We start from the raw sequence: 13,612 nt of genomic DNA, 5'->3' as shown, positions 1-13,612 counted from the left end.
GGATGTGCGCGGCGCGCGTGGATGTGCGCGGCGCGCGTGGATGTGCGCGGCGCGCGTGGATGTGCGCGGCGCGCGTGCGAGGCGCGCGCGGAAAGCGCGCGCGAGGCGCGTGCGGAAAGCGCGTGCGAGGCGGGCGCGGGGAACGCGCCCGGCTACTCCGAGACGCGGTCGAGCTCGAGCATCTGGGCACGGGTCAGGCGGACGCCCGCCGCGGCCATGAGCGCGCCGACCTGGTCCGGGCGGCTCGCGCTCGCGACCGGGGCGACGACCGTGCGCTTGGCGAGCAGCCAGGCGAGCGCGATGGTCGCCGGTGCGACGCGGTGCTCGGCCGCGATGCGGTCGAGGGCCGCGAGGACGCGCTGGCCGCGCCGGTTCACGTAGGCCGATGCGCGCACGCTGCGGGCGCCCGCCGTCAGGTCGCCCTTCGACCGGTACTTGCCGGTCAGGAAGCCGTTGGCCAGGGCGTAGTACGGCATCACCCCGAGGCCCTGCGCGGCCGCGACGATGCGCGGAGCGCTCTCGAACTCGGTCCGGTGCATCAGGTTGTACTGGGTCTGGATGGCGACGAACTTGGGCAGACCCGAGGAGGCCAGGATGCGCGCCTCGATCAGGCGGTCCGCGGAGAAGTTGGAGGCGCCCAGGTAGCGCACCTTCCCGCTCTCGATCAGCCATTCGGCCGTCGCCAGGCTGTCCTCGAGGGGCGTCTCGGGGTCGTCGTCGTGGAAGTACAGCAGGTCGATGTGATCGGTCTGCAGACGCTCGAGCGACGCCTCCACGGCACGCACGATGCTGACCGCTCCGAGACCGCGGTTCTCGTGGTGGCGCCCCACCTTGGTGGACACGGTGACACGGTCGCGGTTGCCGCGCTCGTGCATCCACTTACCGATCAGGAGTTCGCTGCGGCCGCCGACATAGCTGTCGGCGGTGTCGATGAAGTCGCCGCCCAGCTCCGCGAACCGGTCGAGGATGGCCAGGGAGGTCTCGCCGTCGGCGGTCCAGCCGAAGACGCTCGCGCCGAGAGACAGCGGGTAGACGGTGAGGTCGCTCTCGCCGATGCGGCGCGGGGCGATGATCGACAGCGGTCCGGTGCTCTCGATCGCGGGGTCGATGTCCACGACGCCGGTCGGAGGCTGGGCCGAGCCGGCACGCGAGGCGTCACGGTGCGAGACCTCGGGCCGCGGCGGCCGCGACGCGTCGGGCTGCTGCGACGCGCCAGGCCATGACGGCTGCGACGCGCCATCCTGCGATGGCTGCGACACCTCGTCCCGCGACACGTCGGGCCGCGCGGAACGGTCCTCGGACCCGCCGGCGCCGGTCACATCGCCGGCGGCGGATGCTGCACGCTCGGCCGCCCGCGCGGCGCGCGCGTCGGCCGCGCGGAGACCGACGGTCTCGAGCAGGCGCAGAGGAAGCAACTGTGGCATCTCGCCCCCCTCCCCGCGACACGACCTCGACGATCTCGACGCACTCCGTAACAACCAGTTCTCACCGGGAACCCGCTGTACTCGAATCGATTCGAGAACGCCGGATTCCCAGGTAACACTTGAAGATTACGTCACGCCACCGACACCACCCGGACGAAACGGGTGAACCGCAGAGGAAAGGTTGGTCACAGTTTCATCACGAACGGCGGAGCACCGCCCGGGCGTGCGCCAGCACCGGTCCGTCGACCATCCGGCCCTCGTACCGGAAGACTCCCCCGCCCGCCTCCTCGGCCGCCGCGAGGAGCGCCCGGGCGGCCTCCACCTCGGAGGAATCCGGCCGATAGGCGGCACGGATCGTCTCCGCCTGTCCGGGATGGATGCACGCGGTCGCCGCGAATCCCACGGCGGCCGCATCCTCCGCTTCGGCCGCCAGCCCCTCCAGGTCCGCGATGTCGAGGTGCACCGTGTCGATGGCAGCGACGCCGGCCGCTCCCGCGGCGATCAGCACGACCGATCGGGCATACCGCGCGACCCCTCGGTAGCCGCCATCGGCGTGACGGCTGGAGGTCCCGCCGAGGGAGGCGACGAGGTCCTCCGCTCCCCACATCAGTGCCATCACGCCGGGGGCCCGAGCCAGCTCGGACGCGGCGAGCACGCCGGCGGCCGTCTCGCACAGCGCGATGACGTCGTAGGCATGCAGTTCAGCGAGGTCGGCCACCCGCTCGGCTTTCGGCAGCATCACAGTGCGGTACGGCGTCGCGGCGAGCGCCGACAGATCCACCTCGTGGTCGGTGCTGCTCGCCGGGTTGACGCGGACGATCACGCGCTCGGGATCGAGGTCGGAAGCCACGAGCGCTTCGCGGGCGAGAGGGCGACGCGAGGGATCGACGGCGTCCTCGAGGTCGAGGATGACCGCATCCGCCCGCTCCAGCGCCTTCGCGAACCGTTCCGGCCGGTCCGCCGGGCAGAACAGCAGCGCCGGCCCCCAGGGGAAGTCGGCTCCCTCCGTCCGCGAGGTCACAGGAGGCCGTCCGGCCCGATGTCCCCGGGGTCCAGCTCATCCGCGTCGAGGGCCCCGCGGCCGCCGAAGCCGAGAGCGGACCCGGCTTCGGACCCGGCCGCGGAGGACCTGTCCACACCGTCGACCCCGTCGATCCCGATGCCCGGCGTGCGCGCACCGGGGTCCGACGGGACCGGCGATGCGTCCTTGCACCACACCATCACCTGCCGGGTGGCCGTCGCGACGACGACTCCGTCCTGATTGCGGCCGGTGTGCTCCAGAGTCACGATGCCCTGGCCGGGACGGGAGGCGGACAGCCGCTTCGCGAGCACCACGGTCTCGGAGTACAGCGTGTCGCCGTGGTGCAGCGGATGCGGGAACGCCACCTCGCTGAAGCCCAGGTTCGCGACGATCGTGCCCTGCGTCAGCTGCGCGACGGACGCCCCGACGACGGTCGCGAGGGTGAACATGGAGTTGACCAGCCGCTCGCCGAACGGCTGCCGCGCCGACCAGGCGGCGTCGAGGTGCAGCGCCTGCGTGTTCATCGTCAGCGCCGTGAAGAAGACGTTGTCCGCTTCCGTCACGGTGCGCCCGGGCCGGTGGAGGTAGCGGGTCTCCGGCTCGAACTCCTCGTAGTACAGACCGCGCTGTTCGATCTCTTTCATGTGTCCAGCTCCACTCTCAGTCCAGCTCCACTCTCAGTCCAGCTCGACTCGGAGGGGGGCGCCGGTCGCGGCGACCACCTCATCCACGGTCACGCCCGGCGCGACCTCGCGCAGGACCAGCCCGTCGTCCGTCACATCGATCACGGCGAGGTCCGTGATGATGCGGTCGACACATCCCGTGCCCGTCAGCGGGAGGGTGCACTCGCGAAGGATCTTGGGGCGGCCCTCCCTGTCCACATGCTCCATCATGACGATGAGCCGCTTCGCGCCGAAGACGAGGTCCATCGCGCCGCCCATGCCCTTGACCATCTTGCCGGGGATCATCCAGTTGGCGAGGTCGCCGCCCGCGGACACCTCCATCGCGCCGAGCACGGCCAGGTCGACGTGTCCGCCACGCACCATCCCGAATGACAGCGCGGAGTCGAAGAAGGCGGCGCCGCGGTTGATGGTGACCGTCTCCTTGCCCGCGTTGATGAGGTCGGGGTCGACCGCGTCGTCCGTGGGATAGGGGCCGACGCCGAGGATGCCGTTCTCGGAGTGCAGGATGACCTCGACGCCGTCGGGGACGTAGTTCGGGATCAGCGTGGGCATCCCGATCCCGAGGTTGACGTACTGGCCGTTCTCGAGCTCGCGCGCCACGCGGGCGGCGAGCTCGGTCCGTGTGAGGCTCATCGTGCGCTCCCTTCCGTGCCGGCCGCTTCCGCCACCGTCCGCCGCTCGATCCGCTTCTCGACGTCCGGCGTGTGCACCACGCGCTGGACGAAGATCCCCGGGCAGTGGATGGACCCTGCATCGAGCTCGCCCGGCTCCACCAGCTCCTCGACCTCTGCGATCGTGATCCGGCCCGCCATCGCGGCGAGCGGGTTGAAGTTCATGGCCGCAGCGTGGAAGACCAGGTTGCCGTGCCGGTCCCCCTTCGCCGCGTGCACGAGCGCGAAGTCCGGACGGAGGGACCGCTCGAGCACATAAGCGGCGTCGTCGAACGTCCGCACCTCCTTGGGCTCGCTCGCCACCGCGACGGACCCGTCGGCGGCATACCGGCGCGGCAGTCCGCCGCTCGCGATCTGCGTGCCGACGCCCGCCGGCGTGTAGAAGGCCGGGATCCCCGCGCCGCCCGCCCGCAGCTTCTCGGCGAGGGTGCCCTGCGGGGTCAGCTCCACCTCCAGCTCTCCGGAGAGGAACTGGCGGGCGAACTCCTTGTTCTCACCGACGTACGAGCTGATCATCTTGCGGATGCGGCGCTGGGCGAGCAGGAGGCCGAGACCCCAGTCGTCCACGCCGCAGTTGTTGCTGACCACCTCGAGGTCGGTCGTGCCCGCGTCCAGCAGCGCTTGGATGAGCGCGCTCGGGATGCCGCAGAGCCCGAAGCCCCCGACGGCGAGCGTGCTGCCGTCCGGGATGTCGGCGACCGCCTCCCGGGCGCTCCCCACTGTCTTGTCGATCATCCGTCCTCCTCGTCGAGTACAGCCCCAAGCCAACAGTTCGTGAGTTGTTCCGGCCCTTTCAGGCTAGGCCGAGAATCCGAGAGCGCGCGAGATGATCATGAGTTGCACCTCGCTTGTGCCTTCGCCGATCTCCAGGATCTTGGAGTCGCGGTAGTGGCGCGCGACCGGGTTCTCGTTGAGGAAGCCGTAGCCGCCGAAGATCTGCGTGGCGTCGCGCGCGTTGTCCATTGCGGCCTCGCTGGCGGTCAGCTTGGCCATCGACGCCTCCAGCTTGAACGGCTTGCCCGCCATCAGCTTGAAGCAGGCGTCGTAGTAGGCGAGCCGGGCGGCGTGCACCCGCGCCTGCATCCGCGCGATCTTGAAGGCGATGTACTGGTTGGAGCCGATCGCCCGGCCGAACACGTTCCGGCTCTGCGCGTAGCGGATGGCCTCCTCGAGGCAGCCCTGCGCAGCGCCCGTGCAGAGCGCGGCGAAGGCGACGCGGCCCTCATCCAGCGTGATGAGGAAGTTGGCGTACCCACGCCCGCGCTCCCCCAGCAGATTCTCCTCCGGAACGTGCACGTCGGTGAGCGTCAGCGGGTGCGTGTCGGAGGTGTGCCAGCCGACCTTGTCGTACACCGGCTCGGCCACGAAGCCCGGGGTGCCGCTCGGGACGATGATCGCCGACAGCTCCTTCTTCACGGAGCCGTCCTGGCGGCGGGACTCGCCGGTCACCGCGGTGATCGTGACGAGACGCGTGATCTCCGAGCCGGAGTTCGTGATGAACTGCTTCGTCCCGTTGATCACCCACTCGCCGTCGCGCAGTTCGGCGGTGGTCTTGGTCCCGGACGCATCCGAGCCTGCCTCGGCCTCCGTCAGTCCGAACCCGGCGAGCGCCTCGCCGCGCGCCAGCATCGGCAGCCACTCCTGCTTCTGGGCCTCGGTGCCGTTGCGGAAGATCGGCATGGCGCCGAGGCCCACTCCGGCCTCCAAGGTGACGCCGATGGACTGGTCCACCCGGCCGAGCTGCTCCACGGCGAGGCAGAGCGAGAGGTAGTCCTTTCCCTGGCCGCCGTACTCGACCGGGAACGGCAGGCCGAACAGGCCCATGCGTCCCATCTCGGCGATGATGTCGTACGGGAGGCTGCGCTTGGTGTCGTACTCGTAGGCCGCGGGCGCGACGACGGTGTCGGCGAAGTCGCGCACCGTGTCACGCAGGCGCCGCTGCTCGTCGGTGAGCTGGAAGCCCGCGACGTCGGTGTCGGCGGCGCCGTCCGCGGGGTGGCCGGCGGGGTTTCCGGTGGGGTGGGTCATCTGCATGGTCATGCGGGTCCTGTCTCTCGTGGTGACTATCGCTGTGCGGCGGCCGGTCGTGTCGGCGCCGCGTCCGCCTCCTCGGGCGGCACATCGGAAGGGGATGGAGCGGATGCGGTGGGCGCGCTGGGGGCGGTGGATGCGGTGGGCGCGCTGGGCGCGGTGGGCGCGGCCGGCTCGGCCTCGGCTTCGTCCGCATCCACCCGGGCCAGCACCTGATCGAGCCGGACGAGGTCGCCCGGCGCGACGCGCACGGTCACGGTTCCCGCGACCGGAGCGACCAGGCGGTGCTCCATCTTCATGGCCTCGACGACCACGACGGTCTCCCCCTGCTCCACCCGTGCCCCGGTCTCGACCGGCACCGCGACGACGGTGCCCGGCATGGGCGAGCGGAGTTCGGGATGCGCGACGGACGATCCCCGCTCCATCGCCCCCAGCCGCTCGGCCAGGCGGGTCGCGCGGTCGCGCAGGCGCAACGGCCGGGACCGCCCCTCACGGCCGAGCCAGACGGTGTCGCCGTCGCGCGCGGCGTCGAAGCGGAGGACCTGGCCGTCGAGCTCGAGCAGCAGGAGGACGGGCTCGCCGGCGGCGACCGGTTCCTGCACGCGCAGGGCAGCGCGGCGCCAGCCGGCGGGGGCGGCATCCGGGCCGGAAGCGCGCATGGCAGTGTCAGAGGCATCCGGGCCGGCATCGATGGCATCGCCTGCATTCCCAGCGGCATCGCCGACGCGCACGAATCCGCCCTCGGCCGTGCCGCTGACGGCCACCGTGACGCCATCCACGTCGTAGCGCACCGGTCGCGCCTGCACGAGCCGCCACCCCGTCGGGGCTCCCCACACGCTGCCGACGGCCGGCGGAGTGCGCCGGCGGTCGGCGTGCGCGAACAGCGCGGCAGCGATCGTCTCCTCCTCCGTGACCGGCGCCGGTTCGAGCTCGGAGAAACGGCGGTCGATCAGGGTCGTGTCCATCCGGCCGGCACGGACATCCTCGTCGTCCAGCAACTCCCGCAACCAGGCGACATTGGACACCGTCCCGAGGATGCTCGTCGCGGCGAGCGCGCCGCGCAGCCGCGCCAGGGCCTGCGGCCGGTCCTCCCCCCAGGCGATGACCTTCGCCAGCATCGGGTCGTAGTCCGTGACGATCCGCGACCCCGCGACGAGGCCGCTGTCGACGCGCACGCCCTCGCCGACCGGCTCCCGCAACGCCAGCACGTGGCCGGCGGCCGGGAGGAACCCGCGCTCGGGGTCCTCCGCGTACACGCGCGCCTCGATGGCGTGTCCCTGCAAACCCAGGTCCGCCTGTCCGAAGGCGAGCGGCGAGCCGGCGGCGATGCGCAGTTGCTGCTCCACGAGGTCCAGTCCGCGCACGCCCCGCACGGTGCTGACCAGCTCGGTGACGGGATGCTCGACCTGCAGGCGCGTGTTCATCTCCATGAAGAAGAACTCGTCCGGGGCCTCCGCAGAGACGAGGAACTCGACGGTACCGGCTCCGACGTAGTCGACGCTGGCGGCGACCCGGCACGCGGCCTCGCCGATCCGCTGCCGCGTCGCGGCGTCGAGCAGTGGAGACGGAGCCTCCTCGATGACCTTCTGGTGGCGTCGCTGCAGCGAGCACTCGCGCTCACCGAGGTGGACGATCCCGCCGTGACGGTCGGCGAGCACCTGCACCTCGATGTGCCGCGGGGAGGCGACCAGTCGCTCCAAGAACAGCGTGTCGTCGCCGAACGCGGCGGCCGCCACGCGCCGGGCGGCCCGCAGGGCCTCCGGCAGCTCGGCAGCGGCGCGCACGGCCTGCATCCCCTTGCCCCCGCCGCCCGCCGACGGCTTGACGAGAACCGGGTAGCCGATCCGCTCGGCCGCCGCGATCAGCTCGGCGTCGCCGAGGCCCGGCTCGGCCATCCCCGGGATGGTCGACACGCCGTACTCGGCGACGGCGTGCTTCGCGGTGATCTTGTCGCCCATCACCTCCAGCGCATGGACGCCCGGGCCGACGAACACGATGCCCGCGCGCTCGCAGGCGACGGCGAGCGCGGGGTTCTCGGAGAGGAACCCGTACCCGGGATGGACGGCCTCAGCGCCGGTGCGGCGCGCAGCATCCACGATCGCCTCCACGTTCAGGTAGCTCTCGCGGGCGGGGGCGGGGCCGAGGCGCACGGCGAGATCCGCGAGGGCGACATGCGGCGCATTCCGATCGGCGTCGCTGTAGACCGCGACGGAGCGGATGCCGAGGCGCTTCAGGGTGCGGAGGACGCGGCAGGCGATCTCGCCGCGGTTCGCGACCAGCACGGTGTGGAAGAGGGCGGGAACGGGAGAGGATGCAGAGGTCATGGCGGTCACATCCGGAAGAGCCCGAAGGCGGTGTCGGGAAGCGGCGAGCGGGCGACGACATCCAGGGCCAGGCCCAGCACGGTCCGGGTCTCGGCGGGGTCGATGACGCCGTCGTCCCAGAGCCGCGCGGTCGAGTAGTACGGATTGCCCTGCTCCTCGTACTGCTCGGCGATGGGAGCGCGGAAGGCGGCCTCGTCATCGGCCGACAACTCCTCGCCCCGCGCCTCCAGCTGGTCGCGCTTGACGGTGGCGAGCACGCTCGACGCCTGCTGGCCGCCCATCACCGAGATCCGCGCGGCGGGCCACATCCACAGGAAGCGCGGCGAGTAGGCGCGCCCGCACATGGAGTAGTTGCCCGCCCCGAAGGAGCCGCCGATCACGACGGTCAGCTTGGGCACACGGGCTGTTGCGACCGCGGTCACCATCTTCGCGCCGTTCTTCGCGATGCCGCCCGCCTCGTAGTCGCGGCCGACCATGAAGCCGGAGATGTTCTGCAGGAACAGAAGGGGGATGCCGCGCTGATCGCACAGCTCGATGAAATGCGCGCCCTTGAGCGCCGACTCGCTGAACAGCACACCGTTGTTGGCGACGATCCCGACGGGATGCCCGTGGATGCGCGCGAAGCCGGTGACGAGCGTCGTCCCGTATTCGGGCTTGAACTCCTCGAATCCGCTGCCGTCGACGATCCGCGCGATGACCTCGTGCACGTCGTACGGCGCCTGAACGTCGACCGGGACCACGCCGTACAGCTCGGCCGGGTCGGCCGCCGGGTCAACGGCCGGGCCGACGGGCCAGGCCGTCGCGAGCGGCGGCGGGAGGGTCGCGACGATGTCGCGCACGATCGCGAGCGCGTGCTCGTCGTCCTCGGCCAGGTGGTCGACGACCCCGGAGGTCCGGGCGTGGAGGTCGCCGCCGCCCAGCTCCTCAGCGGTCACCACCTCGCCGATGGCGGCTTTCACCAGCGGAGGGCCGCCGAGGAAGATCGTGCCCTGATTGCGCACGATCACCGTCTCGTCGCTCATCGCCGGAACGTAGGCGCCTCCCGCCGTGCACGATCCGAGGACCGCGGCGATCTGCGGGATCTTCGCCGCCGAGAGCCGCGCCTGGTTGTAGAAGATGCGGCCGAAGTGGTCGCGGTCCGGGAACACCTCGTCCTGCATGGGCAGGAACGCTCCGCCGGAATCCACCAGGTAGATGCATGGCAGCCGGTTCTCCAGGGCCACCTCCTGAGCCCGGAGGTGCTTCTTCACGGTCATCGGGTAGTACGTGCCGCCCTTGACCGTCGCGTCGTTGCAGACGATCATCACGTGACGTCCGGCGACCAGCCCGATCCCGGCGATCACGCCCGCCGCCGGGCTCTCGTCGTCGTACATTCCGGTGGCGGCGAGAGGCGCCAGCTCGAGGAACGGACTGCCCTCGTCGAGCAGCGCGTCGATGCGGTCCCGCGGGAGGAGCTTGCCGCGCGCGACGTGCCGCTCGCGCGCCCGCTCGGGGCCGCCGGCCGCTGCGGTGGCGAGACGCCGCCGGAGGTCGGCCACCAGCTCGCGCTGGGCCGCGTCGTTCTGCTCGAACCGGGTGTCCGTGGCGGACGCCTCACTGGTCAGGATCGGCATGCTGCTCCGTGTGTGTCGTCGTCGACAATCGGTTAGTGGTCACTAACTCGATTTTAGGTTAGTGTTCATTAACCGAAAAGTCCAGCACCGCCGCCGAACGGCGCCGACCCCATCGAGGACGATGACCCAGCTCGACCCCGCGACTCCCCTGGAGCGACCGACGCAGCGCTCCCTGGCCAAGGCCGACCGCCGCGCGGCGCTGCTCGAAGCAGCCGCTGGCCTCTTCGCCGAACGCGGCTTCAACGGCGTCTCGATCGAAGACCTGGGCACCGCCGTGGGCGTCAGCGGTCCGGCGGTCTACCGGCACTTCTCCTCCAAGCAGGCCGTGCTCGAGGCGCTCCTCGTCGGCGTCAGCGAGCGACTCCTCGCCGGTGGCCAGGCGGTCGAGGACGCCGGAGCGGATGCGGCCGCCGCCCTCCGCTCGCTCATCGGCTTCCACGTCGATTTCGCCCTCACCGAGCCGGACACCATCCGCGTCCAGGATCGCGACCTCGACGCCCTCACGGACTCGGCCCGCCGCCAGGTGCGCCGGCTCCAGCGGCGGTACATCGAAGTGTGGATGCGCGTCCTCGCCGGTCTGCATCCCGCCCTCGCCGAGGACGAGCTGCGCGTGCGCGTGCAGGGTACGTTCGGCCTCCTGAACTCGACCCCGCACACCGCGCGCGTCGGCTCTGCGCACGTCGCCTCCGAGGCGGTCCGGCCGGTGCTCGAGCGGATGGCCTGGGCGGCGCTGACGTCTCCCTGAGGTCGCCCGGACCGGCGGGCTGGGTGGCCGGGCTGCTGTCCGCGTTTCGTGGCACCGTGGATCGAAGGAGATCGGGTGCCGAATCTCCTTCGATTGGCAGTAGTGAAGGAGATTCGAACGGCATCCGTTCGAACCTCCTTCGCTGGCAGCGCATCGACGCGCAGGCCAGGACCGCAGGCGAATGCGGGTCTGCGGAACGTCTGCGGCGGGGCGAGCAGCCGCAGACGTTACGAACGGCAGCAGACACGTTACGAACGGCAGCAGACACGGTACGAGCCCGGCCACCGCGGGCGCCGCCATCCGCGCTAGCCCGGCCACCGCGGGCGCCGCCATCCGCGCGAGCCCGGGGCCGATCCGAGTGCGTCACCGGGATGCACTACAGTCCCAAGAAACGGCGGAAACGGCCCGACGAAGGAGCGACGTGGGCGACGACACCCCCCGGCTGAGACGGCACCATCGGGTTCTCCGGGTCGTCGGCGGCGTCCTCGCCGTGCTGCTCATCCTCGTGGTGGTCGCCGGCGGCGTGGGCGTCTGGACGGTCACGCGCTCGTTCCCGCAGACCGCGGGCAGCGTGGATGTGCCGGGCCTTCAGCATCCGGTCACCGTGTACCGCGATGACGCCGGGGTGCCGCAGCTGGTCGCCTCCACCGCGGACGACCTGTTCCGCGCGCAGGGCTTCGTGCATGCGCAGGACCGGTTCTGGGAGATGGACTTCCGGCGGCATGTCACGGCGGGCCGCCTGTCGGAGATGTTCGGCGCGAGCCAGGTGCCGACCGACACGTTCATCCGCACCCTCGGCTGGCGGCGCGTCGCCGAACAGGAGGTGAAGCTCCTCGATCCGACGTCGCGGCGGTACTACCAGGACTACGCGGATGGCGTGAACGCCTACCTGAAGCAGCGGTCGGGCGCTGCGCTGTCGCTCGAGTACGCGGTGCTCGGGCTTCAGAATCCGTCCTACACGCCGGAGCCGTGGACACCCGCCGACTCGGTCGCCTGGCTGAAGGCCATGGCCTGGGATCTCCGCTCCAACCTGGAGGACGAGATCGACCGGGCGCTGCTCGCCACCAAGCTGAAGCCGCAGCAGGTCTCGGAGCTCCACCCGGGCTACCCCTACCAGGGTCACCCGACGATCACCGACCAGGGCGGAGGCGACCCGCGCGCGGTGACGCCGGACGTCGCTCCCGGAGCGGTCGCCCCAGGGTCGAGCGCCGCCGGCGATGCGAGCGCGGCAGCCCAGCCGGGCACGACAGCCCAGCCGGGCGCCGCCGCCCAGCCGGACGCGGCAGCCCAACCGAGCGCGGCAGCCCAGCCGGGCGCATACGGGAGCCAGCTGCAGCAGGTCGCCGCCAGCGTCGAGGCACTCCCCCAGCTCATGGGCCCGGCCGGCGACGACATCGGCTCGAACTCCTGGGTGGTGGCCGGCAGCCGCACCGCGAGCGGCAAACCGCTGCTCGCCAACGACCCGCACCTCGGCGCGGCGCTGCCGTCGGTCTGGTACCAGATGGGATTGCACTGCGCGACGGTTGGGCCGGCGTGCCCGTTCGACGTGGCCGGTTTCAGCTTCTCCGGGTTCCCGGGGATCATCATCGGCCACAACGACCGCATCTCCTGGGGCTTCACCAACCTCGGCCCCGACGTCGCCGACCTGTTCGTCGAGAAGGTCAGCGGCGACACCTACGAGTACGACGGCAAGCAGGTCCCGCTCCAGAAGCGCACCGAGCGCATCCACGTCGCCGGCGGCCGCGACGTCACCATCACCGTGCGGTCGACCCTGCACGGGCCGATCGTCACCGACATTGGCGACGCCTACGCCGTGATCGCCAAGGATCAGGCCGGCAAGCTCGGCATCCCGGCGCAGGAGTTCCAGATCTCGCTCGCCTGGACCGCCCTCACCCCGGGCACGACCGCGAACGCGATCTTCGCCTTCGACACCGCACGCGACTGGGCGAGCTTCCGCGAGGCCGCCCGCCAGTTCCAGGTGCCGTCGCAGAACCTCGTCTACGCCGACGTGGATGGGCACATCGGCTATCAGGCGCCGGGCCTCATTCCGATGCGGGCGGGCGGCGACGGCACGGCTCCGGTGCCGGGATGGAGCAGCCGCTACGCCTGGACGGGCACCATCCCGTTCGACCAGCTGCCGTCCGTGCTCGATCCGCCCTCCGGCTACATCGTGACCGCGAACAACGCGGCGGTCGGTCCCGGCTTCCCGGCGCTGATCACCGCTGATTGGGACCACGGGTACCGCGCGAACCAGCTGGAGCTGCGGCTATCGCGGCTGTTCCACGAGGGCCGGAAGGTCACGGCGGCCGACATGTCGGCGATCCAGGCGGACACGTACGACGCGAACGCCGCGAACCTCGTCCCGGTCCTGCGCGCCGTCGCAGCCAAATCCGGCGCCTCGACCGAGCTCAGGCAGGCGGCCCGGGTCCTTGCGGGATGGGACTACCGCGACACCGCGGGCAGCGCCGCTGCCGCGTACTTCGCCGTGTTCTGGAAGGAACTGTTGCACGACTCGTTCGGCCGAAAGCTCCCGGCAGGAGCGACGGTGAGCGGCGGGGACCGCTGGTTCGCGGTCGTCGGGGGCCTGCTGTCCCAGCCGGACTCGTCCTGGTGGGCCGACTCGGCCCTCGGCACGTCCGATCGCGACTCGATGCTCGCCTACGCGGCCGAGAAGGCCTGGGGCGAGACGCGTCGGCTGCTCGGCGGCGACACCTCCACCTGGCGGTGGGACCGGCTCCACACACTCACGTTGCGGAACGCCAGCCTGGGGACGTCCGGCGTCGCGCCCATCGAGTGGCTGTTCAACCGCGGACCGTGGCCTGTCGGCGGCAGCAGCAGCGTCGTCGACGCCGTGGGCTGGGACGCGTCCGAGGGTTTCGGGGCGGACCGCGTGCCGTCGATGCGGATGATCGTCGACCTCTCCGACTTCGACAAGAGCACCTGGATCAATCTGACCGGCGCCTCCGGCCACGCCTTCGACGCGCACTACACCGATCAAACCGACCTCTGGGCTGCCGGAAAGACGCGGCCGTGGCCGTTCTCCGCGGCAGCGATCCAGGCCGCGGCGCGTCAGACCCTCACGCTGCGGCCGCCCGGCTGA

At 71.3% G+C, this 13,612-nt stretch carries 10 protein-coding genes; 2 read left to right on the top strand and 8 right to left on the bottom strand.

Going from position 1 to position 13,612, the window contains the following annotated elements; genetic code table 11:
- Positions 1 to 152: 152 nt before the first annotated feature.
- From ACPYOG_RS08990 to ACPYOG_RS08955, 8 genes are all read right to left on the bottom strand, one after another.
- A complete protein-coding gene (locus ACPYOG_RS08990; RefSeq protein WP_481293893.1) occupies positions 153 to 1,424 on the bottom strand; it encodes an aldo/keto reductase in 1,272 nt (423 codons plus the stop codon).
- A gap of 196 nt (positions 1,425 to 1,620) precedes the next feature.
- Positions 1,621 to 2,445 carry an HpcH/HpaI aldolase/citrate lyase family protein gene (locus ACPYOG_RS08985; RefSeq protein ID WP_481293892.1) on the bottom strand — a complete coding sequence of 275 codons (825 nt, stop codon included), beginning with the start codon at positions 2,443 to 2,445 and terminating at the stop codon, positions 1,621 to 1,623.
- Positions 2,442 to 3,089 (bottom strand): MaoC family dehydratase, encoded by a 648-nt coding sequence (locus ACPYOG_RS08980; protein ID WP_481293891.1) that lies wholly within the window; start codon positions 3,087 to 3,089, stop codon positions 2,442 to 2,444. Before ACPYOG_RS08980 ends, ACPYOG_RS08985 begins: the two co-directional genes overlap by 4 nt.
- Positions 3,090 to 3,122: 33 nt before the next feature.
- Positions 3,123 to 3,761, bottom strand: coding sequence for a CoA transferase subunit B (locus tag ACPYOG_RS08975; protein ID WP_481293890.1), 639 nt, complete (start codon positions 3,759 to 3,761; stop codon positions 3,123 to 3,125).
- On the bottom strand, positions 3,758 to 4,534 hold the full coding sequence (locus tag ACPYOG_RS08970) for a CoA transferase subunit A (RefSeq protein ID WP_481293889.1): 777 nt from the start codon (positions 4,532 to 4,534) through the stop codon (positions 3,758 to 3,760). Before ACPYOG_RS08970 ends, ACPYOG_RS08975 begins: the two co-directional genes overlap by 4 nt.
- 63 nt (positions 4,535 to 4,597) lie before the next feature.
- A complete protein-coding gene (locus ACPYOG_RS08965) occupies positions 4,598 to 5,839 on the bottom strand; it encodes an acyl-CoA dehydrogenase family protein (RefSeq protein WP_481293888.1) in 1,242 nt (413 codons plus the stop codon).
- 23 nt (positions 5,840 to 5,862) lie between these two features.
- The gene (locus ACPYOG_RS08960) at positions 5,863 to 8,154 is read right to left on the bottom strand and encodes an acetyl/propionyl/methylcrotonyl-CoA carboxylase subunit alpha (protein WP_481293887.1); all 2,292 of its coding nucleotides are present in this window, start codon (positions 8,152 to 8,154) and stop codon (positions 5,863 to 5,865) included.
- A 5-nt stretch (positions 8,155 to 8,159) separates the two neighbouring features.
- Positions 8,160 to 9,767, bottom strand: a complete 1,608-nt coding sequence (locus ACPYOG_RS08955; RefSeq protein ID WP_481293886.1) for a carboxyl transferase domain-containing protein — start codon at positions 9,765 to 9,767, stop codon at positions 8,160 to 8,162.
- Positions 9,768 to 9,888: 121 nt separating this feature from the next.
- Here ACPYOG_RS08955 and ACPYOG_RS08950 point away from each other — a divergent pair, with 121 nt between their 5' ends.
- On the top strand, positions 9,889 to 10,512 hold the full coding sequence (locus ACPYOG_RS08950) for an SACE_7040 family transcriptional regulator (protein WP_481293885.1): 624 nt from the start codon (positions 9,889 to 9,891) through the stop codon (positions 10,510 to 10,512).
- A gap of 421 nt (positions 10,513 to 10,933) precedes the next feature.
- On the top strand, positions 10,934 to 13,612 hold the full coding sequence (locus ACPYOG_RS08945; RefSeq protein WP_481293884.1) for a penicillin acylase family protein: 2,679 nt from the start codon (positions 10,934 to 10,936) through the stop codon (positions 13,610 to 13,612).

This window comes from Leifsonia sp. HAY1-4F, assembly GCF_056755275.1.
This window is presented reverse-complemented; position numbering and strand designations above follow the sequence as displayed.